At 74.2% G+C, this 21,548-nt stretch carries 14 protein-coding genes; 10 read left to right on the top strand and 4 right to left on the bottom strand.

Features of this window, described 5'->3' with window-relative positions; all coding sequences use genetic code 11:
• Positions 1–48: 48 nt before the first annotated feature.
• The 3 genes from D1350_RS19500 to D1350_RS19490 are packed head-to-tail and all read left to right on the top strand — an operon-like array spanning position 49 to position 5,133.
• Complete coding sequence (locus D1350_RS19500; protein ID WP_125777706.1) at positions 49–1,674, top strand: ABC-F family ATP-binding cassette domain-containing protein; 1,626 nt, start codon at positions 49–51, stop codon at positions 1,672–1,674.
• 22 nt (positions 1,675–1,696) lie between these two features.
• Complete coding sequence (locus D1350_RS19495; protein ID WP_125777705.1) at positions 1,697–3,757, top strand: M3 family metallopeptidase; 2,061 nt, start codon at positions 1,697–1,699, stop codon at positions 3,755–3,757.
• A gap of 20 nt (positions 3,758–3,777) precedes the next feature.
• Positions 3,778–5,133: a M20/M25/M40 family metallo-hydrolase gene (locus D1350_RS19490; RefSeq protein ID WP_125777704.1), complete on the top strand. Its 1,356-nt coding sequence runs from the start codon at positions 3,778–3,780 to the stop codon at positions 5,131–5,133.
• A 22-nt stretch (positions 5,134–5,155) separates the two neighbouring features.
• Here the strand turns inward: D1350_RS19490 and D1350_RS19485 are convergent, their stop codons facing one another.
• Positions 5,156–5,380, bottom strand: coding sequence for a DUF5703 family protein (locus D1350_RS19485; RefSeq protein WP_125777703.1), 225 nt, complete (start codon positions 5,378–5,380; stop codon positions 5,156–5,158).
• 147 nt (positions 5,381–5,527) lie between these two features.
• On the opposite strand from D1350_RS19485, the gene D1350_RS19480 reads away from it, so the two are divergent.
• Entirely contained in the window at positions 5,528–5,836 is a 309-nt protein-coding gene (locus D1350_RS19480; protein WP_125777702.1) for a primosomal protein, read from the top strand.
• Positions 5,837–5,852: 16 nt separating this feature from the next.
• Here the strand turns inward: D1350_RS19480 and D1350_RS19475 are convergent, their stop codons facing one another.
• A complete protein-coding gene (locus D1350_RS19475; RefSeq protein WP_125777701.1) occupies positions 5,853–6,842 on the bottom strand; it encodes an aldo/keto reductase in 990 nt (329 codons plus the stop codon).
• 118 nt (positions 6,843–6,960) lie between these two features.
• Between D1350_RS19475 and D1350_RS19470 the strand changes: the two genes are divergently transcribed.
• Together D1350_RS19470 and D1350_RS19465 are read left to right on the top strand one after the other, a co-directional pair.
• Entirely contained in the window at positions 6,961–7,896 is a 936-nt protein-coding gene (locus D1350_RS19470; RefSeq protein WP_125777700.1) for an undecaprenyl-diphosphate phosphatase, read from the top strand.
• Between the two features lie 9 nt (positions 7,897–7,905).
• Positions 7,906–9,273, top strand: a complete 1,368-nt coding sequence (locus D1350_RS19465; protein WP_125777699.1) for a cysteine--1-D-myo-inosityl 2-amino-2-deoxy-alpha-D-glucopyranoside ligase — start codon at positions 7,906–7,908, stop codon at positions 9,271–9,273.
• 33 nt (positions 9,274–9,306) lie between these two features.
• On the opposite strand, the gene D1350_RS19460 is transcribed toward D1350_RS19465, so the two are convergent.
• A complete protein-coding gene (locus tag D1350_RS19460; protein WP_125777698.1) occupies positions 9,307–10,281 on the bottom strand; it encodes a PAC2 family protein in 975 nt (324 codons plus the stop codon).
• A 201-nt stretch (positions 10,282–10,482) separates the two neighbouring features.
• Between D1350_RS19460 and lhgO the strand changes: the two genes are divergently transcribed.
• From lhgO to D1350_RS19445, 3 genes are all read left to right on the top strand, one after another.
• Positions 10,483–11,673 (top strand): L-2-hydroxyglutarate oxidase, encoded by a 1,191-nt coding sequence (gene lhgO / locus D1350_RS19455; RefSeq protein ID WP_125777697.1) that lies wholly within the window; start codon positions 10,483–10,485, stop codon positions 11,671–11,673.
• A 112-nt stretch (positions 11,674–11,785) separates the two neighbouring features.
• Positions 11,786–18,598 carry a VWA domain-containing protein gene (locus D1350_RS19450; protein WP_125777696.1) on the top strand — a complete coding sequence of 2,271 codons (6,813 nt, stop codon included), beginning with the start codon at positions 11,786–11,788 and terminating at the stop codon, positions 18,596–18,598.
• A gap of 42 nt (positions 18,599–18,640) precedes the next feature.
• Positions 18,641–19,315 carry an HAD family hydrolase gene (locus D1350_RS19445; protein WP_240644212.1) on the top strand — a complete coding sequence of 225 codons (675 nt, stop codon included), beginning with the start codon at positions 18,641–18,643 and terminating at the stop codon, positions 19,313–19,315.
• 6 nt (positions 19,316–19,321) lie between these two features.
• On the opposite strand, the gene D1350_RS19440 is transcribed toward D1350_RS19445, so the two are convergent.
• Positions 19,322–20,251 (bottom strand): RecB family exonuclease, encoded by a 930-nt coding sequence (locus D1350_RS19440; protein ID WP_125777695.1) that lies wholly within the window; start codon positions 20,249–20,251, stop codon positions 19,322–19,324.
• A 68-nt stretch (positions 20,252–20,319) separates the two neighbouring features.
• On the opposite strand from D1350_RS19440, the gene D1350_RS19435 reads away from it, so the two are divergent.
• Entirely contained in the window at positions 20,320–21,495 is a 1,176-nt protein-coding gene (locus D1350_RS19435; protein WP_240644211.1) for a site-2 protease family protein, read from the top strand.
• Positions 21,496–21,548: the final 53 nt, after the last annotated feature.

The raw sequence follows: 21,548 nt of genomic DNA, 5'->3' as shown, positions 1-21,548 counted from the left end.
GCCTGCCTGGGCGCCGGCGCTCCGTCGCCACCCCGGGAGTCCTTCCACATGCAGAACCCCTCCGTCGTGCTGCACGACGTCACCTTCGCCTGGCCCGACGGCACCGTCGCGCTCGACCACCTCAGCGGCGCCTTCGGCCGCGGGCGCACCGGCCTGGTCGGCCTGAACGGCGCGGGCAAGTCCACCCTGCTGCGCCTCGTGGCGGGGGCGCTGCGCCCCACGAGCGGCACGGTCACCACCTCGGGGATCGTGGACTACCTGCCGCAGCGCCTCACGCTCGACACCGCCGCGACGGTCGCCGACCTGCTCGGCCTGCGCGCGGTGGTCGACGCGGTCCGCGCCATCGAGTCGGGCGACGTGCGGCCCGAGCACTTCGACACGGTCGGCGACGACTGGGACATCGAGGAGCGCGCGGTCGCCGCGCTCGGCGCGACGGGCCTGCCCGAGGGCCTCGACCGCCCGGTCGGCACGCTGTCGGGTGGTGAGGCCGTGCTCACCGCGCTCACCGGGATCCGGCTGCGCGGCGCCGCCGTCGCCCTGCTCGACGAGCCCACCAACAACCTCGACGGCGACGCCCGCGAGCGCCTCCACGACCTCGTCCGCGGCTGGCGGGGCGCGCTCGTCGTGGTGAGCCACGACCTGGCCCTGCTGGAGCTCGTGGACGACACGGCCGAGCTGCGCGGCGGGACGCTGACGACGTTCGGCGGCCCGTACAGCGCGTACCGCGAGTGGCTGGGCGTGCAGCAGGAGGCTGCCGCGCAGGCGCTGCGCACCGCCGAACAGGTGCTGAAGCGGGAGAAGCGGCAGCGGATCGAGGCGGAGGAGCGCATCGCGCACAGCGAGCGCCAGGGCCGCAAGGACAAGGCGAACAGCCGGTACGTGGCGGCGGTGATCAACGACCGCCGTAACTCGGCGGAGAAGTCGCAGGGCGCGCGCCGCAACCAGCTCGACGACAAGGTGGCCGCGGCCCGCTCGGCGGTCGACGTGGCGGAGCGGGCGGTCCGCGACGACGACCGCATCGTCGTGGACCTGCCCGACCCCGGCGTCCCCGCGGGCCGCCGGCTCGCCGTGCTGACCGGGTCGGACGGGCGCGAGCACGTGGTCCAGGGTCCGGAGCGGGTGGCCCTGACGGGCCCGAACGGCGTGGGCAAGACGACGCTCCTGGAGCGCCTGGTCGGGTCGGCCACCCCGGGCGGCGAAGGAGGTCCGGGCGGCCCGACGCCGGACGGCGCGCCCCAGGCGCAGCTCCTCACCGACCGTGTGGCGTACCTGCCGCAGCGGATCGACGTCCTGGACGACGACGCCACGGTGCTCGACGCCGTCCGCGAGGGCGCACCGGACGTGCCGCCGGGCGAGCTGCGCAACCGCCTGGCACGGTTCCTCGTGCGTGGCGCGGCGGCGGACCGTCCCGTGGGGACCCTGTCCGGCGGCGAGCGGTTCCGGGTGGCGCTCGCGCGGCTCCTCCTCGCCTCCCCGCCGGCCCAGGTGCTGGTGCTGGACGAGCCCACGAACAACCTCGACGTGGCGAGCACCGAGCAGCTCGTCGACGCGCTCACGGCGTACCGCGGGGCGCTCGTCGTGGTGAGCCACGACCGGGTGTTCCTCGACCGGATCGGCCTCACCACGGAGCTGCGGCTCGAAAAGGAGGGCAGGTTGGTGCCCGTGAGCAGGTGAAGATAGGGGGATGGACAACCCCATGACCTTGCCCAGCACGCTCCCGTACGAGCTCCCCGACTACACCGCCATCCGCGAGGAGCACTTCGAGCCCGCGATCCTCGCCGGGATGGCGGAGCACCGGGCGGAGGTGGAGGCGATCGCCACCCACCCGGACGCCCCGACCGTCGAGAACACCCTCGAGGCGCTGGAGCGCTCCGGTTCCCTGCTCGGCCGCGCAGCCCGGGCCTTCTACAACCAGCTCTCGGCCGACGCCACCCCGGGACTGGAGGGGGTCGAGGAACGCCTCGCGCCGCAGTTCGCCGCGCACGAGGACGCGATCTACATGGACGCACGCCTGTACGCCCGCGCCGTCGCGATCGACGAGGCCGCCCGGGCGGGCGAGGTGACGCTCGAGCCCGACACCGCGTTCCTGCTGGAGAACCTGCTCAAGAAGTTCCGCCGGTCGGGCATCGAGCTGGACGCCGCCGCGCAGGACCGGCTGCGGGAGCTGAACGCCGAGATCACCTCGCTGCAGGCTGCGTTCGGCCGCAAGCTGCTGGCCGGGGCCAACGCCGCGAGCGTGCTGGTCACCGACGAGGCCGAGCTCGAGGGCCTCGCCGCGGACGCGAAGGCGGGCGCCAAGGCCGCCGCCGAGGCGCGCGGCCAGGAGGGCTGGCTGCTCGAGATGCAGCTGTTCAGCCAGCAGACGGTGCTGTCGTCGCTCGCCCGGCGCGACGTGCGCGAGCGCGTCCAGCAGGCGTCGGAGTCGCGCGGGGCCGACGGCGGCGAGCACGACACCCGGCAGATCGTCCTCGACCTCGCCCGCCTGCGCGCCGAGCACGCGACCCTGCTCGGCTACGAGCACCACGCCGCCTACATCGCTGCCGACGCGACCGCCGGTACCACCGCGGCGGTCAACGAGATGCTGGGCCGGCTCGCCCCCGCCGCCGTCGCGAACGCCCGCAAGGAGGCGGTGGACCTCGAGGGTGCGCTGACCGCGGACTCGTCGTCGGCCGGCGAGGGCCTGCGCGCCTCCGACTGGTCGTACCTGTCCGAGGCGGTCCGCAAGGAGCGCTACAACCTGGACGACGCCCTGCTGCGCCCCTACCTCGAGCTCGAGCGCGTGGTGCACGAGGGTGTGTTCAAGGCCGCGAACCTGCTGTTCGGCCTGTCGTTCGTCGAGCGTGCGGACCTCGCCGGCTACCACCCCGACGTGCGCGTCTTCGAGGTGTTCGACGCGCCGGAGCCCGGCGAGCCCGGCGAAGGGCTCGGCCTCTTCCTGGCCGACTGGTACACCCGCGAGTCGAAGCGCGGCGGCGCCTGGATGAACAACCTCGTGGACCAGAACACCCTGCTGGGCCAGAAGCCCGTCGTGGTGAACAACCTCAACATCGTCAAGCCGCCGGCGGGCGAGCCCACGCTGCTCGTGTGGGACGAGGTCATCACGCTCTTCCACGAGTTCGGGCACGCGCTGCACGGTTTGCTGTCCGACGTGCGCTACCCGTCGCAGTCGGGCACGGACGTGCCCCGCGACTTCGTCGAGTACCCGTCGCAGGTCAACGAGATGTGGGCGTGGGAGCCGGTGATCCTCCGCAGCTTCGCCGCCCACCACGAGACCGGCGAGCCCATGCCCGCCGAGTGGGTCGGGACCATGCTCGCCTCCCGCCAGTTCAACGAGGGCTTCTCCACCACGGAGTACCTGGCCGCGGCCCTCCTCGACCAGGCCTGGCACCAGCTCACGCCCGAGCAGGTGCCCACCTCCGTGGACGACGTGCTGCCGTTCGAGGCGGCGGCGCTCGCGGCCGCGGGCGTGGACTTCGCGCCCGTGCCGCCCCGGTACCGCACCACGTACTTCAACCACATCTTCGGTGGCGGGTACTCGGCCGGGTACTACTCGTACATCTGGTCGGAGGTGCTCGACGCCGACACCGTCGAGTGGTACCGCGAGAACGGCGGCCTCACGCGGGAGAACGGCGAGGCGTTCCGGCGTCGCCTGCTCGCCCGGGGAGGGTCGCAGGACCCCTTGACGTCGTTCCGGGAGCTGCGCGGCCGTGCCGCGGACATCACGCCGCTGCTGACCCGCCGGGGACTGCTCGTCTGAGCGACCATTACGGTGGGGGCATGACCGACATGCATGCCCCCACCGTGCCCTCCTCGGCCGCCCCCGTACCGTCGTCGGCCGAGGACGAGGTCGCTCGCATCTGCCAGGACCTGATCCGCTACGACACGTCCAACTTCGGCACCGACGAAGGGCCGGGGGAGCGGGCCGCCGCCGAGCACGTCATGGGCCTCCTGCAGGAGATGGGCCTGGACCCGGAGCTGTTCGAGTCGTCCCCGGGGCGGGCGTCGGTGGTGGTCCGCCTCGCGGGCGAGGACCGGTCGCGGCCGGCGCTCGTGCTGCACGGCCACCTCGACGTGGTGCCGGCCCAGGCGGCGGACTGGTCGGTGGACCCGTTCGCGGGCGAGGAGATCGACGGGCTGCTGTGGGGGCGCGGCGCGGTCGACATGAAGGACATGGACGCCATGATCCTGGCGGTCGTGCGGCAGATGGCCCGCGAGGGACGCAAGCCCGCCCGGGACGTCGTCGTCGCCTTCTTTGCCGACGAGGAGGCCGGCGGCAGGTACGGGGCGTCCTGGGCGGTGGACAACCGCCCCGACCTGTTCGAGGGCGCCACCGAGGCGATCAGCGAGGTGGGCGGCTTCTCCGTGGAGCTCGGCGGGCGCCGCGCCTACCTGCTCCAGACCGCCGAGAAGGGCATCGCGTGGCTGCGCCTCGTGGCCGACGGCCGCGCCGGGCACGGTTCCCAGGTCAACACGGAGAACGCGGTCACCGAGCTCGCTGCCGCGGTGGCGCGGATCGGGGCCTACTCCTGGCCGATGACGCTCACGCCCACGGTCGACGCGCTGCTGCGGGGCGTCGCCGACCTCACGGGACTCCGGTTCGACCCGGAGGACCCGTCGACGGTGGACGCCCTCGTCGCCGCCCTCGGCCCCGTGGGCAAGTTCGTGGGCGCCACCGTGCGGCACACGTCCAACCCGACGCAGCTCGACGCCGGCTACAAGGCCAACGTGATCCCGGGGTCGGCGTCGGCCGTCATCGACGTGCGGCTCCTGCCCGGCCACGAGGAGTCCGGGCTGGCGACGCTGCGCGAGCTCGCCGGCCCCCGCGTACGGATCGAGCCGGTCCACCAGGACGTGGCGCTCGAGGTGCCGTACACGGGGACGCTGGTGGACTCGATGGTCGACTCGGTGCTGGCCGAGGACCCCGAGGCCACGGTGCTGCCGTACACGCTGTCGGGCGGCACGGACAACAAGTCGCTGTCACGGCTCGGGATCACGGGCTACGGGTTCGCGCCGCTGCGCCTCCCCGGGCACCTCGACTTCGCGGGCATGTTCCACGGCGTGGACGAGCGGGTGCCGGTCGACTCCCTGAAGTTCGGCACGCGCGTGCTGGACCGCCTGCTGCGTACCTGCTGACGCCCTGGGCGGGCCGCGGTCCTCAGTCGCTGTCCAGGGTCGACGCGACGCGGATCACCTTGCGGCGCAGCCACACCTTGCGCTCGCCGCCCACGTAGAGCCGGGTGCGGGCGAGCTCCCAGCGGCCGTACTCGGCCTCGTCGGTCAGCATCTTCCGGGCGTCCGGGACGCTCGTGGTCCGGTCGATGGTCATCACCCGGTACTCGTAGTGGCCGTGCTTGCGCCAGGAGGATCCGCTGTTCGCCATGGTGCACACCGTCCTTCGTCGCATCCGTACGTCCCGCGAGCAAAGCCCGCGTCACCGGTCTCCAACAGATCACAGCCGACATATCGTCCGGGATCAAGTGTGAATTACCCACACCGCGGGCCAGGGCCCGGCGGTACAGTTCAAGGCATGACCGTTGATCCGCGTGCCGCGCTCGACCGCCTCGTCGCTGCCCTCGAGGCTCACTACCACGCGGTCGCCACTCGAAGGAGTGACGACGACCCCGCTGTCGACGACGCCTACGACGTGCTCGCAGACGCCTACGAGGTGTACGAGGACTCGCTGGCGCAGGTGTTCGGCGAGGTGACGCCGTTCTACCTGGCCGAGGACCTTGACGACGAGGACGACGAGGACGAGGACGACGACGAGGAGGAGTCCGACCTGGAAGAGGTCGACTTCGACGACGACCTGGCGCAGGCGGAGACGGCCGACAGGTGACACCGCCGGGCGCTGCTCACCAGCGCTCGGGATAGCCGATCTCGGGGGCGGAGACGTCGTCGAGCGCCGCGTGCACCTCGTACGGGAGATCCAGGTCGAGGGCAGCGATCGACGTGCGGAGCTGCGCGGGCGTCCGCGCGCCCACGATCGCTGACGCCACCGTCTCGCGCGCGAGCAGCCAAGCGAGGGCCACCTCCAGCGGTGCGCGCCCCAGCCCGTCCGCCGCCGTCGCCACGGCCTCCACCACCGCGGAGGAGAGGCCGTCGAGGTACGGCTGCACGAAGGCGGCGAGGTGTGGCGACGCGCCCCGCGAGTCGGCGGGCAGGCCGCGCCGGTACTTGCCGGTGAGCACGCCGCGCCCCAGCGGCGACCAGGCGAGAAGGCCCATGCCCAGGGCGTCCGCCGCGGGCAGCACGTCCCGCTCCACGCCGCGCTGGAGCAGCGAGTACTCGAGCTCCAGGGCCGCCAGGCCCACGTCGCCCTCCAGCAGCGAGGCGGCACGGGCCGCTGCCCAGCCCGGCTGGTTGCACAGGCCGACGTAACGGGCGCGACCCGACGTGACGGCCAGCCGCAGCGCGGAGCAGGTCTCCTCGAGCGTGGTGTTCGGGTCCGGGCACGCCACGAGGAACAGGTCCACGTGGTCGGTACCCAGGCGAGCCAGGGACGCGTCGAGAGAGTCCAGGAGCCCGGCCCGCGAGGCGTCGACGACGTGGCCGTTGCCCGGGCGTGGCGACGCCCCCGGCCGGCTGTCGTGACGGATGCCCGCCTTGGTGGCCAGCACGATGTCCGAGCGGTCCACCTTGCCCTGCAGCAGGGACCCGATGATCCGCTCGGCGTCACCCTCCGCGTACGACGCCGCGGTGTCCACGAGGGTGCCGCCGGCGTCGAGGAAGTCGCGGACCTGTTCCGCCGCGTCGATCTCGTCGGTGTCCCGGCCCCACGTCATGGTCCCGAGGCCGAGCTCGGAGACCCGCAGGCCTGACCTGCCCACCCGACGACGCTCCATGTCCCGCAGAGTACCGGCGGGGCCCCCGCTCGGCGCGGAAGCGCTCCCGGGCGTGGCGGTACGCGCCGTGTGACGTTCTGCACCCGGGCGTGTCGGCCGTGCTGTAACGTGACGGCCCGTGACTGCGTGGGAAGCCATCCTCCTGGGCCTGGTCCAGGGCCTGACCGAGTTCCTCCCGATCTCTTCCAGCGCGCACCTGCGCATCGTGAGCGAGCTCATCGGGGCCGGGGACGCGGGTGCCGCCTTCACGGCGATCACGCAGCTCGGGACCGAGACCGCCGTGATCATCTACTACCGCACGAAGATCGGCCAGGTCCTGGTCGCCTGGTGGCGCGCGCTGCGCGGCGCCAACGGGACCGGGTGGCGGGCGCGGGCGGGCCTCGACCCCGCAGGCGGGTCCACGGACGTGCGGCACCGCAGGGCCACGATGGGGATCGCCGACCCCGACGCCGCGATGGGCTGGTACATCATCCTCGGCTCGATCCCGATCGTCGTGCTCGGGCTGCTGTTCGAGGACGCCATCGAGACGTCGCTGCGGAACCTCTGGATCACGGTGACGATGCTCACCGTGTTCGGCGCCATCCTCCTGTGGGCCGACCGCACCGCCCGCCAGCAGCGCGTGCTCTCCGACCTGGCGCCCCGCTCCGCGATCACCTTCGGCTTCGCTCAGGCGCTCGCCCTGATCCCTGGCGTGTCCCGGTCGGGCGGCACCATCACGGCGGGCCTGTTCATGGGGTTCACCCGCGGCGCGGCCGCCGACTACTCGTTCCTGCTCGCCATCCCGGCGGTCTTCGGCTCGGGCATGTACCAGCTCCTCAAGACCGTCGGCGAGCCGATCCCGGAGGGAGCCCCCGGATGGGGCGCCACGATCCTCGCGACGATCGTGGCGTTCGCCGTGGGCTACGTGGTGATCGTCGCCTTCCTCAAGATCGTGCACAAGTACTCGTTCCGGCCGTTCGTCTACTACCGGTTCGCGCTCGCCGCCGTGGTGGTCGTGCTGCTGCTCACGAACACGATCCCGGCGGAGGGTGGGCTCGTCGTCCCCGGCAGCTAGGGTGGGGGCGTGCACAGCTGGCCTGCCCCCCAGATCCCCGAGCTCCCCGGACCGGACGGCCGCCCGCCGATCCTGGTGCACGACAGCACCACCGGTGCGCTCGCCGAGGCCGCTCCCGGGAAGACGGCTCGTCTCTACGTCTGCGGCATCACCCCGTACGACGCGACGCACATCGGCCACGCAGCCACGTACGTCGCGTTCGACCTGCTGGTGCGCGCTTGGCGCGACGCCGGCAAGGCGGTGGTCCACGCCTCCAACGTGACCGACGTCGACGACCCGCTGCTGGAGCGCGCAGCCGCCACCGGCGTGGACTGGCGCGACCTCGCGCTCGAGCAGGAGGCCCTGTTCGCCGAGGACATGACGGCGCTCGGTCTCGTCCCGCCCGCCACCTACACCGGCGCGGTGGAGTCCGTGCCCGCCGTGGTGCGCGCCGTCGAGGCGATGGTGGAGGCCGGCGCGGCCTACCGCGTGCCGGTCGAGGCCGGCGCCGGCGGCGACACCGCCCACCTCGGCGACGTCTACGCGGACCTCTCCGCGGACCCCGACTTCGGCTCGGTCTCCGGCCTGGCCCGCGACGAGATGCTGGCGCTCTTCGCCGAGCGGGGCGGCGACCCCGCCCGCGAGGGCAAGAAGGACCCCCTCGACCCGCTCCTGTGGCGCCGCGAGCGCCCGGGCGAGCCCTCCTGGGACGGCGGCGAGCTCGGCACCGGGCGGCCCGGCTGGCACGTCGAGTGCGCGGTCATCGCGGCCGACGGCCTCGGGCTCTGTACCGACGGCGGCCAGGTCGGCGAGCGGTTCGACGTCCAGGGCGGCGGCGCGGACCTCCTCTTCCCGCACCACGAGATGTCCACGTCGCACCTCCGCGTCCTGTCAGCCATCGGGGCGCTGGTGCCGGGCGGTGTCCGGCTGCCTTCCGCCGGGGCCGCGCGCCCGGCGTCGCGCACCGGGGCACGCGTGCACCTGCACGCCGGGCTGGTCGCCTACCAGGGCGAGAAGATGAGCAAGTCGCGCGGCAACCTGGTGTTCGTGTCGGCGCTGCGCACCGAGGCCGACCCCATGGCGATCCGCCTGTCCCTCCTCGCCCACCACTACCGCGACACGTGGGAGTGGACGGCCGGCGACCTGCCGGGCGGCGTGGCACGGCTGGAACGGTGGCGGTCTGCCGTGTCCGGCAACGGCGGACCGGACGCGACGCAGACCCTGGCGGAGGTGCGTGCGGCCCTGGCCCACGACCTGGACGCGCCGCGGGCGCTCGCGGCCGTGGACACCTGGGCCGACACGGCGCTGGCACCCGGGCGCGACACGTCCGCAGACCAGGAGGGCGCGCCGGGCGTGATGTCCCGAACGGTCAACGCGCTGCTGGGCGTGCGCCTGTAACGCTCCCTCGGCGCGGGCTCAGGAGGCGCGGGCTCAGGACTTGTCGGGTCCTGGCTCGCGCCCGGGTCCGCCGGGTCCGCCCGGACCACCGGACCCGCCCGGCCCGCCGGAGTCCCGCCCGCCGCCGTTGATGTCGCGGCGGCGCAGGTAGCGCTCGAACTCGCGCGCGATCGCGTCGCCGGACGCCTCGGGCAGCTCGGCGGTGTCCTTGGCCTCCTCGAGCTGCTGCACGTACTCGGAGATCTCGGTGTCCTCGGCGGCGAGCTCGTCCACGCCGTGCTGCCAGGCGACCGCGTCGTCGGGCAGGGCGCCCATCGGCACCGGCTCGCCGAGCAGCTCCTCGATCCGGGTGAGGATCGCGAGGGTGGCCTTGGGCGACGGCGGGTTCGCGACGTAGTGCGGCACCGCGGCCCAGAGGGACACGGACTGCAGGCCGCGCTGGGACGCCTCGTGCTGCAGCACGCCCACGATCCCGGTGGGTCCCTGGTACGTGTTGGGCTCCACGTCCAGGACCGACTGCAGGCCCACGCTCTCCGACGTGGCGGTCATCGGGATGGGGCGGGTGTGCGGCACGTCGGCCAGCAGGGCGCCCAGGGTGACGACCGTGCGGACGCCCAGCTCGTCGGCGATGCCCAGCAGCTCCTCGCAGTAGTGGCGCCAGCGCATCGACGGCTCGATGCCGTGCACCAGCACCACGGTGCGCTCCGCGAGGCGGCAGACCGACACGGACGTGGTGGGCCACGTGATGACGCGCTGCCCGTCGTCGCCGACGCTGACGTAGGGGCGGTTCACCTGGAAGTCGTGGTACTCCTCGGGATCCAGCTCGCGCAGCTTCTCCGAGCCCCACACCTCGCCGAGGTGGGTCAGCGCCGAGGTGGCGGCGCTGCCCGCGTCGTTCCAGCCCTCGAACGCGGCGATCATGACGGTCTGGCGCACCGAGGGCCGCGGCACGGGGTCGCCCGCCTCGGGCCCGGGACGCAGGTTCGGCTCCTGTTGCGCGTCGGTCATCTGCCCAGCCTAGGGCGTGGTGGGCTGGGCGCGTGGCGCGCCGGGGGCGAGTTCTGCGACCGGCTGAAACTCCGTCGCTCAGGATCGGTAGCGGGGTGGACACCCTGTTCAGCGCGACGCCCGCGGCCCTACCGTTGGCCCGAGCATCGCCGAAGGAGGCTGGATGACCGGCATCAGGACCGTCCCGAGGACGGCCGCACCGTGACGCCCCAGCGGGTCGGGGTCGTGGGCGGCGGGATCGTCGGGCTCGCGGTGGGCCGGGAGCTCGCCCGCCGGCACGGCGTGCACGTCACGGTGCTCGAGAAGGAGCAGGCTCTCGCCATGCACCAGACCGGGCACAACTCCGGCGTCGTGCACGCGGGGATCTACTACCGGCCGGGATCGCTCAAGGCGACCCTGTGCGCGCGGGGCCGGCACCTGCTGCGCGACTTCTGCGCCGAGCACGGCATCGCGTACGACGAGTGCGGCAAGCTCGTCGTCGCGCTCGACCCGTCCGAGACCGGCCGGTTCGACGCCCTCGAGAAGACCGCGCACGAGAACGGCGTCCCCGGGCTGCGCCGGCTCGACGGCGCGGAGATCGCCGACGTCGAGCCCTACGCGACCGGGCGCGCCGCGCTGCACTCGCCGCGAACGGCGATCACCGACTACCCGGCGGTGGCGCGGGCGCTCGGCGCGCAGATCGAGGCGGCCGGCGGGGAGGTGCTGCTCGGCCGGGAGGTGACGGGCATCCGGCAGGGGGTGAGCGGCGTCGTCGTGCGCTGGGCCGGTGGCCCGGACCCGGCCGAGCGGGTCTTCGACCGCGTCGTGGTCTGCGCGGGCCTCCAGTCCGACCGGGTGGGCGTGTCGGAGCGCGGACCGGTCGTCGTCCCGTTCCGCGGCGAGTACATGCGCGTCGCCGCGGGCAAGCAGGACCTGGTGCGCGGGATGGTCTATCCCGTGCCGGACCCGCGGTACCCGTTCCTCGGCGTCCACTTCACGCGGCGGGTCGACGGCACGCTCGAGGTGGGGCCCAACGCCGTCCTCGCCCTGGCCCGCGAGGGCTACGGCAGGTGGGGTCTCGACCTGGGCGACGTGGCCGACGTCGTGCGCTGGCCCGGGTTCTGGCGCGTCGCCGCGGCGCACTGGCGCACCGGGGTGCGGGAGCTGGCGGGCTCCCTGTCCGTCCGCGCATACATGCGCGCCGCGAGCCGGTACGTCCCGGCGATCGGGGCCGACGACGTGGTGCGGGCCGGGTCGGGCGTGCGCGCACAGGCCGTCGACCGGGACGGGTCTCTCGTGGACGACTTCCGCATCACGACCTCGGACGACGTCACCTGCGTGCGTAACGCACCTTCACCCGCGGCGACGTCGAGCCTCGCGATCGCGGAGCACGTGGCGGGCCTGCTGCGGTAGGACGGCGCCCGCCGGGCCGCGCCGAACTTCACCCGTTCGGCGCGCCGGACCAGGCGTGTCGTGGTCAGATGGGGCAGACGACGCACCCCGTACCCCCGCTGGAGTCGGCCTCATGCACGGTCCCCGCCCCGGAGTCTCGCTCCGCCGACGTGTCGCGGCGACCGCGGCCCTCACCCTCGTCATCGTCTCAGGGGTGGGGGCCTTGCCCTGGGTCGTCCCGCCCGCGTCGGCCGCCGAGCCGACCCCGACCACGTCGGTCATCCGGATCACCACGGGAGGCGACCGGCTGGCGAACGGCACGGTGGCGCCCCTGGCGGGGGTGACCCTGGTGGCCTACCGGGACGCGGCCAACTCCTCGCCGTCCGACCCGGCGCAGGCCACTGTCGAGGTGGCCCGCTGCGTGGCGGACGCCACGGGGACCTGCGACATCGTGATCCCCGACACGCGCGGCCCGGACGGCGCCAACTTCAACAAGCGCCTCTGGGTCAAGCAGATCCACTCCGTGGAGGGCTGGCACCCCAACTACACGTTGCGCACGGGCGGGAACAGCGCGACGCCGGCCTACGTCACGCCCTACGCGTTCCGGACCCCCGCGCTGGTGGCGAACACGCTGTACCGCAGCGGCAGCGCGCAGTTCATGGACTCGAGCGGCGTGAACCGCAACGAGCGCCTGGCCTCGACGGGCACGTGGCAGAAGTCGCGCAACAACCCGGCCCTGGCCCCGCAGTGCGGGCTCGACGTGGCGCTCATCGCCGACTGGTCGTCGTCGGTCGCCGTCGGGGACCCCACCTACAGCCGGCTCAAGGGTGCGCTGGACTCCGTGGTCGACGCGCTGACGGGCACGCCCTCGCGCATGTCGTACTTCGCCTTCGGCTACTCCTCGCCGCTGAGCAGCACGAACCCGCGCCTGTCCAACCTCCCCACGCCCGTGGGCGTGTCCACGGCACAGAGCGCCGCCACGCTCAAGGCGCACTGGGCCCCGTGGGCGTCGCCCGGCGGGGTCTCGGTGGGTACCCAGGCCACCAACTGGGACGCCGGCCTCTACGCCGCGATGGCCGCGCCGACGGACTACGACCTCGCGATCGTCATCACTGACGGCAACCCGACCGTGCACGGCGGGACGTCGTACGAGGGCTACGCGTTGACCAACCAGCTCGCCGACGTCGAGGCGGCGATCTTCAGCGCGAACGGGCTCAAGGCGGAGGGCACGCGCGTGGTGGCGCTCGGCGTCGGCGACGGCGTGGCCCCCGCCTCGCACGCCGACCTCAACCTGGCGGCGGTCACCGGCACGACCAGGTACGACGGCACCAACCCGCTCGTCGCCGACTACTACCAGGAGACGTCGTACACGGCCGCGGCGACGGCGTTCCGCCAGCTCGCGGCGGCCTCCTGCGAGGGGCAGCTGACCATCGTCAAGCAGGTGGTGCGGCCGGGCGGGTCGATCAGCCACGCCGACACCGTGGTCGCAGGGCCCGGCTGGGAGATCACCGTCACGGGCGAGGGGGTGGGCGGCACGCAGACCACCACCACCGACCAGACCGGTGCGGTCCAGTTCGACCTGAGCTCCTCGACGGCGGAGGCCCTCGACCTCGGCGTGCACGAACGGCAGTTCCCGGGATACCAGCTCCTGGCTGTGGACGGGACGGCGACCGGCCCACGGGCGGACTGTCGCAACATCGGTACCGGGGCCGCGTACACGGTGGTCAACGACCCGGACGACCCGGACGGGTTCACGGTCCAGGACGTGGAGCCCTTCGGCGCGACCACGTGCACCATCTACAACCAGGCGCCCGAGGGAACCACGTCCGTCCAGGTGGACAAGCAGTGGGTCGTCAACGGGGGAGACCCCGTACCGGACGGCTCCCAGCCCTCCGGCGTCCACGCGGACCTGACTCTGGACGCCAGGCCCGGCGCCACCGGGCAGGAGGTCTCGATGGGGGCCGTGACCTGGGGCGACCGGTACACGCAGTACGGCACCGAGGGCGAGGCGCTGGTGCCAACGGACGAGGTGGTCATCAACGAGACCACCGGCGTCAACGGCCGGCCGTACTGCACCGTCGACGAGGACGCCGCGACCATCCACGGCCTCGACGAGGACCTGGAACCGACCACCCCCGTGCCGCTCCAGCCCGACCACACGGTGAGCCTGCGCCTGCAGCCGGAGTTCAACGAGTACGTCGTCACCAACTACGTGACCTGCGAGTCCCGCCTCAGCCTGCACAAGGAGGTCGTGGGCGGCGACGCCGCTCCCGAGGACTGGACCCTGTCCGCGACCGCGAGCACGGCCGGGGCGCTGCCCGGGTTCTCGGGCACGGCGGGCGGCGCCGCGGTGACGGAGCAGCCCGTCACCGGCGAGGCGGTGTACGTGCTGAGCGAGTCGGGCGGCGACCCGCTGTACGTCCAGGACGACCACCGGGCCGTCGGCCCCGACGGACAGCCCGTCAACCCGGAGGCGTCGGGGTCGTGGGTGTGCGGTTACGCGGACGAGCCGGGCGGGTCGGCCGGGACGGCCGACGTCTCGGGAGGCGACGGGGTGGTGCAGGTCCCGGTGGGCCGGCACGTGGAGTGCACGGCGACGAACCGCACCGCCACCCTCGTGCTGGGCAAGGACGTGACGAACGACGACGGCGGCACGCAGGGCCCGGGAGCCTGGGAGCTGACGCTCACGCCGGAGGGCGACGACGTGCCCGCCGGCCTCGAGCCGGTGACGGTGACGGGCTCCGCCACGGGTGTGCCGGTGAACCTGCGGCCCGGCACCGTGTACCGGGTCAGCGAGACGGGACCGGACGGTTACCACCAGGCCTCCTTCACCTGCAACACCGAGGGCGTGGTGGGCCCGGACGGCACCACCGTGACGCTCGCCCCCGAGCAGTCGGCGGGCGCGGGCGTGGAGTGCCGCATCACGAACGACGACGACCCGGCCACGCTCACCCTGGTCAAGGAGGTGGACCCGGGCGACTCCGGCTCCACGGCCGGGCCCGCGGCCTGGACGCTCACCGCGACGCCGCAGGGCATCGCCGGGCAGGACCCCGTGTCGGGGCCCGGCGACCCGGCGGCGGAGGGCGGCGTCAACGCCGTCGAGGTGGAGCCGGGCGCCTACGCGCTGGGTGAGACGGGTCCGGCGGGCTTCACCGCGGGGGCGTGGTCGTGCTCGGACGCCTCGGGCGGGGTCCCGGTGGTGGCCGACGTCGTCACGGTCGCCCCGGCCTCGGACGTCACCTGCACGATCGTCAACACGGCGGTCACGCCGAGCCTCACGCTCGTCAAGCAGGTGGCCGGCGGCCCGGCGTCGGCCGGGGACTGGACGCTCACCGCGGACGGCCCGGCGGACCTCTCGGGTGCGAGCGGGAGTCCGGCAGTGTCGGGGGTCGAGGTGCCCGTGGGCACCTATTTCCTCGGCGAGTCCGGCGACGTGGAGGACTACGTCCCCGGGGGGTGGGCCTGCCTGGACGCAGAGGGTGCCGACGTCCCCGTGACGGACCCGGCGACGAACCCCGTGATCACGCTGGCGGAGGGCCAGGACGTCACCTGCACCGTGGTCAACACCTGGACGCCACCGGGCACGCTGACGCTCGTCAAGGAGGTGGACCCCGGCACGTCGGGCTCCACCGCCGGCCCCGCCGACTGGACGCTGACGGCCACGCCGCAGGGCATCGAGGGCCAGGACACGGTGTTCGGCCCGGGCGACCCCGCCGCCGAGGGCGGCGTGGCCGCGGTGGAGGTCGAGCCGGGCGCGTACGCGCTGAGCGAGACGGGCCCCCCGGGCTTCACCCCCGGCGCGTGGGCGTGCGCCGACGCGGACGGGGCGCTCGCGGTGGTCGACGGCGTCGTCGAGGTCGCCTCGGGGGCGGACGTCACCTGCACGATCGTCAACACGGCGGTCGCGCCGCGCCTGACCCTGGTGAAGGAGGTCGCGGGCGGTCCCGCGACGCCGCAGGACTGGACGCTGAACGCGACGGGCCCGGTCACGATCTCGGGTGCGTCCGGGTCGACCGCCGTGAGCGGCGTGGCGGTCCCGGTCGGCACGTACGTCCTGAGCGAGAGCGGCGGGACGCCGTCGTACGTGCGGTCGGGTGTGCACTGCGAGCAGGCGGACGGCAGGCCCGTCGACGTGACCGACCCGGGTGGGACGCCGTCGGTCACCCTCGCGGAGGGCGACGACGTGACCTGCGCCATGGTCAACACCTGGATCCCGCCGGGCACGCTGACGATGGTCAAGGTCGTGGACCCGGGGGTGTCCGGCACGCCCGAAGGCCCCGCGGACTGGACGCTCACGGCGACGCCGCAGGGCCTCCCTGCCCAGCCGGTGGTGAGCGGCTCGGGCGACCCCACGGCGGACGGCGGCGTGAGCGCCGTCCCGGTCCTGCCGGGCGACTACACGCTGTCCGAGACCGGCCCGGACGGGTTCACGGCCGGGGAGTGGGCCTGCGAGGGCGGCACGGTGACCGGTTCGGTCGTCACCGTCACGCCCGGCGCCGCGGTCCGGTGCCAGGTGGTCAACACCGCCATTGCGCCGAGTCTCACGCTGGTCAAGGTGGTCGACGGCGGGCCTGCGGTGGCGCAGGACTGGACGCTCACGGCGTCCGGCCCGGTCACGGTGACCGGCGTCTCGGAGGCGCCCGAGGTGACCGGCGTCGAGGTGGCCGTGGGCGAATACCTCCTGGCCGAGACCACAGGGGTCGAGGACTACGTGGCGGGGACCTGGAGCTGTGCGGACGCCCAGGGCGTGGACGTCCCGGTGACCGACGGTGTGGTGAGCCTGGCCCTGACGCAGGACGTCACGTGCACCATCGTCAACACGTGGGCGCCGCCCGCGGTCCTCACGCTGGTCAAGCAGGTGGACCCCGGCAGCACGGGCGCCACGCAGGTGGCGGCCGACTGGACCCTCACGGCGACGCCGCAGGGGGTCGAGGGCCAGGAGACCGTCACGGGGAACGGCGACCCGGCGTCGGGCGCGGGCGTCAACGGGGTCGAGGTGGTCCCGGGCACGTATGCGCTGGCGGAGGCAGGACCGGAGGGGTTCGTCGCGGGCGGCTGGGCGTGCGAGGACGCCGTCGACGGCCCGGTCGACGCGAGCGGCGGCGCCGTGACGCTGTGGCCCGCCGCCGACGTGACCTGCACCATCGTGAACACGGCGGTCCAGCCCGAGCTGTCGCTCGTGAAGGTCGTCTCGGGCGGCGGACCGGCGGACGCGTCCGCCTGGACCCTGACCGCGGACGGCCCGGTGACGCTCACGGGGACCACGGGCGGCACGGAGGTGACCGACGTCCCCGTCCCGGTGGGCTCGTACACCCTGTCCGAGGCGGGCGACCAGCCGCAGTACACCGCGGCTGCGTGGACCTGCGTCGACGGCGAGGGCGCTTCCGTGCCGGTGACGGACGGCGTGGTGGCCGTCGGGCTGGGGGACGACCTGGTCTGCACGGTCGTGAACACCTGGATCCCGTCCGGGACGCTGACGCTGGTCAAGCAGGTGGACCCCGCCGGCACCGGTTCTCAGGCCGTGCCCGTGGACTGGACGCTGTCCGCGACGCCGCAGGACGTCGTCGACCAGGGGGACGTCAGCGGTCCGGGTGACCCGGCCGCCCCGGGCGGCGTGCTGGCCCTGCCGGTCCGGCCGGGTGGTTACCTTCTCGCCGAGACGGGCCCGGCGGGCTTCGCGGCGGCGGCCTGGGCGTGCGCCGACGCCTCAGGTGCTCTGCCCGTGACCGACGGTGTCGTCACGGTCGCCCCGAGCGCGGACGTCACCTGCACGATCGTGAACACCGCGGGGATGCCGCACCTGACCCTCCTCAAGGAGGTGGACGGCGGGCCCGCCGACCCCGCGGAGTGGAGCCTGTCCGCGACCGGCCCGGCGACCGTGAGCGGCACGTCGGGAGTGGGCGCCGACGTGCCCGTCGGGTCGTACGAGATCACCGAGACCGGCAGCCGCACCGACTACACCTTCGCGGGCGTGGTGTGCTCCGACGACGCCACGGGCGAGCCTGTCGCCGTCGACGGCGCCACCGTCACGCTGACCGAGGGCGTCTCGGCCACCTGCACCCTGGTCAACAGGTGGATCCCTCCGGCGCTGCTCACGCTGGTCAAGCAGGTCGAGGCGGGCGACTCCGGCGCCACGGAGGGGCCGGCCGACTGGACGCTCTCCGCGACGCCGCAGGACGTCGAGGGCCAGGACGCGGTGTCCGGCCCGGGTGACCCGGCCGCGGAGGGCGGGGTGGACGGCCTCCCCGTGCGCCCAGGCTCCTACGCCCTGGCCGAGGCCGGGCCGTCCGGCTTCACCGCGGGTGGGTGGGCCTGCGCGGACGCGCAAGGCACGCCGCTGGACGTGACCGACGACGTCGTCGCGCTCGCCTCGGGCGCGGACGTCACCTGCACGATCGTGAACGCGGCGGTGGCACCGCGGCTGACGCTCGTCAAGGTGGTCGACGGCGGCCCGGCCGAACCCGCCGACTGGACGCTGGCCGCCGACGGACCGGTGGCGGTGTCCGGTGTCTCCGGGTCCCTGGAGGTGACCGGCGTGCCGGTCGCGGTGGGGACCTACGCGCTCTCGGAGGTCACGGACGTCGCCGAGTACGCGGACAGCTACCTCCCGGGTGTGTGGGGCTGCACGGACGCCGGGGGCGAGACCGTGCCGGTCGAGGACGGGACCGTCGTGGTGGGTCTCGCGGAGGTGCTCACCTGCACCGTCACGAACGTCTACGGCCCGGGGCCCGAGCCGACGCCCACGCCGGAGCCGAGCCCGACGCCCACGCCCGAGCCGACGCCGAGCCCGTCGCTCACGCCCGAGCCGAGCCCCACGCCCAGCCACGCCCGCCCGCCGGGCCTCCCGGTGACCGGGGCGCAGGGGACCGGTCTGCTGATCGGCGCCGCGGTCCTGGCGCTCGTGGTCGGCGGGACGCTCCTCCTGCTACGCCGCCGGCGGGCCTGAGCGGTGGCGCCGGGGCCGGACGGCGCCACGTAGGCTGCGCCCGTGACTGATCTCCCCGCCGCCGTCCTGTTCGACATGGACGGCACCCTGGTCGACAGCGAGCCCTACTGGATGCAGGCGGAGCACGAGCTCGTCGCCCAGCACGGTGGAGCCTGGACGCACGAGGACGCGCTGGGCGTCGTGGGGCAGACCCTCCTGGTGACGGGCGCCCGGCTGCAGGCCGCGGGCGTCCCGATGGAGCCCGCCGAGATCGTGGCGTGGCTGGTCGACCGGGTCAACGCGCGGCTCCGCGTGGAGGTGCCGTGGCGCCCGGGCGTCCTCACGCTCCTGGGCGACCTCCGGGCGGCGGGCGTGCCGTGCGCCGTCGTGACGATGTCGTACCGCAGCCAGGCCGAGGCCGTCGCGGCGGGCGCGCCCGCGGACACGTTCTCGTACCTGGTCACGGGTGACGAGGTGACCCACGGCAAGCCGCACCCTGAGCCCTACCTCACCGCAGCGAGCCTGCTCGGCGTGCCGGTCGAGGAGTGTGTCGCGATCGAGGACTCGCCCGTCGGCATCTCGTCGGCCGTGGCGTCCGGTGCGCGCACGCTCGGCGTCGAGGCCGTGGTCCCCGTCGAGGAGCGGCCCGGCCTCAGCCGGGCGCGGTCCCTCGAGCAGGTGGACCTGGGCGTGCTCGCGCGGATCGCCTCGGGCGAGGTCGTGGACCTCCTCGCCTGAGCGAGGTCAGCCCGCGTCGATCCCCAGCCGCAGCCGCACCGCGCCCTCCGGGATCTCGGGCGGCGTGCCGCCGAACTCTGGGCACACGTCCTGGTGGGCGCACCAGCCGCAGAGCTTGCTCTTGCGGGTGGGCCACGAGCCGGTCCGGGCGGACTGCTCGATCGCCGACCAGACGGCGCGGATCTTCTGCTCCGTGTGCCGCAGGTGGTCCTCGGTGGGCTCGCCACGCAGCACCTGACCGTCGCCGAGGTAGACGAGCTGGAGCATCTTGGGCAGCACCCCGCGCTCGCGCCACAGCACCAGCGCGTAGAAGCGCATCTGGAACAGGGCCGAGCCCTCGTAGCCCGGCCGCGGCGACTTGCCCGTCTTGTAGTCCACGACCCGCACCGCCCCGTCGGGCGCCACGTCCAGCCGGTCCACGATGCCGCGGAGCAGAGGCCCGTCCTCCAGCCGGCTCTCGACCAGGAGCTCCCGCTCGCGCGGCTCCAGCCGGTTCGGGTCCTCCAGCGTGAAGTAGGTGCCGAGCAGCGCCCCCGCGCCGGCGAGCCAGCCCGCGAGGTCCTGCCCGTCCGGGCCCACACCGTCCGTGAACAGCTGCGTGTACCGGTCCTCCGCCTCGAGCAGGCGGTCCCACTCGCCCGGCAGGAGCGCCTGCGCGGCGGCCAGGGTGCGCTCGCCCAGCGGCGCGTCGTACAGCCGCTCGAGCACCGAGTGGACGAGGGTGCCACGGGCGGCGGCCGCGCTCGGTGGCTCCGGCAGCCGGTCCACCGTGCGGAACCGGAAGAGCAGCGGGCACTGCATGTAGTCGTTCGCCCGTGAGGGGGACAGCGCCGGCGGACGGGAAGGCGCAGCGACCTCACCCGGCACGGCGGCCGCCGGCCCTGCGGTGCTGCCCGGCGTCCCGCCGGCGAGTTCCGTCCCCACGGTGATCGTCATGCCCGCAACCCTACGGCGGTCCACCGACAGTCCCGGGGATCTCTCCACAGGCGGCTAGCCTGAGCGGTGTGACCTCCGACGACACCGGCCCCGCCGCGCGCCCGGCCGCCACGCCGACCCCCGCCCCCTTGCCGGGCCGCTCCCGTGGGTGGGTGGTGGGCCGTGTCGCGGGTGCCCCCGTGGTGATCACCCCGTCCTGGTTCCTCGCCGCCGCGGTGCTCACGCTGCTGTTCGCGCCGAACGTGCAGGCCATCGCCCCGGAGCTGGGGGCAGGCGTGTACGTCGTGGCCTTCGCGTTCGTGCTCCTCCTGTTCGGCTCCGTGTTCCTCCACGAGACCTCGCACGCCCTCGTGGCGCGCGCCCGGGGCCAGCAGGTCACGGAGCTGGCGGTCACGCTGTGGGGCGGCCACACCGCCTACACCGGCGGCCTGTCCCGGCCGCGCGACGGCTTCCTCGTCGCCGTCGTGGGACCGCTGACCAACCTGGCGCTCGCCGCGGTCTTCTGGGCGCTCTACCTTGCTCAGCCCGTGCTCTCGGTGCCCACCCTGCTGCTCTACGCGGCGGCGCTCTCCAACACCTTCGTGGGCGTCTTCAACCTGCTGCCCGGCCTCCCGCTCGACGGCGGCCAGATCCTGGAGTCGGCCGTCTGGGCCGCGACGGGCTCCCGCTCCCGCGGCTCCGTCGTGGCGGGGTGGGCCGGCCGGGTGGTGGCGGTGGCCGTGCTGGTCTGGGCCATCCTGTGGCCGTACGTGGAGGGCCGGAGCCCCAGCCTGACCACCGTCCTGTGGTCGGCCCTCCTCTCGGCGTTCCTGTGGTCAGGGGCCGGGGCGGCGATCGTCAACGGACGGCGGCGGGAGGTCGTGGCGGGTTTCACCGCGGCGGGCTTCGCGGTCCCTGCGACCACCGTCCCGCTCGGCTCGTCGGTGGCGCAGGCCGCAGCCCTCGCGACGTCGGGCACCGCGGTGGTCGTGGTGGACGAGGACGGCACGGCGATCGCCGTGGTGGACGACGACGCCGCGGCGCAGGTGCCGCCGGCCACCGCCACGACCACGGGCGTCGAGGCGGTGGCGGTGCCGTTCGTCGCGGGCTCGGCCGTCGACGCGGGCCTGGCGGGCCAGGCCCTGCTCACGCACCTCGCGGCGACGTCCGGGGGAGCTCGTCTGGTCCCGGTGACCGACGGCGGCCGGGTCACCGGGGTGCTCGACCTCTCGACCGTCGCGCGCGCCCTCCGCGGCAAGGGCTGAGCGGCCCGCAGCAGGGGGCAGAGCCGGGGCGGGCAGCCGCCGGTAGACTGGTC

Origin of the sequence: Antribacter gilvus (assembly GCF_003946865.1) — a bacterium.
GTDB lineage: Bacteria > Actinomycetota > Actinomycetes > Actinomycetales > Cellulomonadaceae > Antribacter > Antribacter gilvus.
The sequence above is the reverse complement of the archived record's forward strand: the minus strand, read 5'-3'. Positions and strand labels throughout refer to the sequence as shown.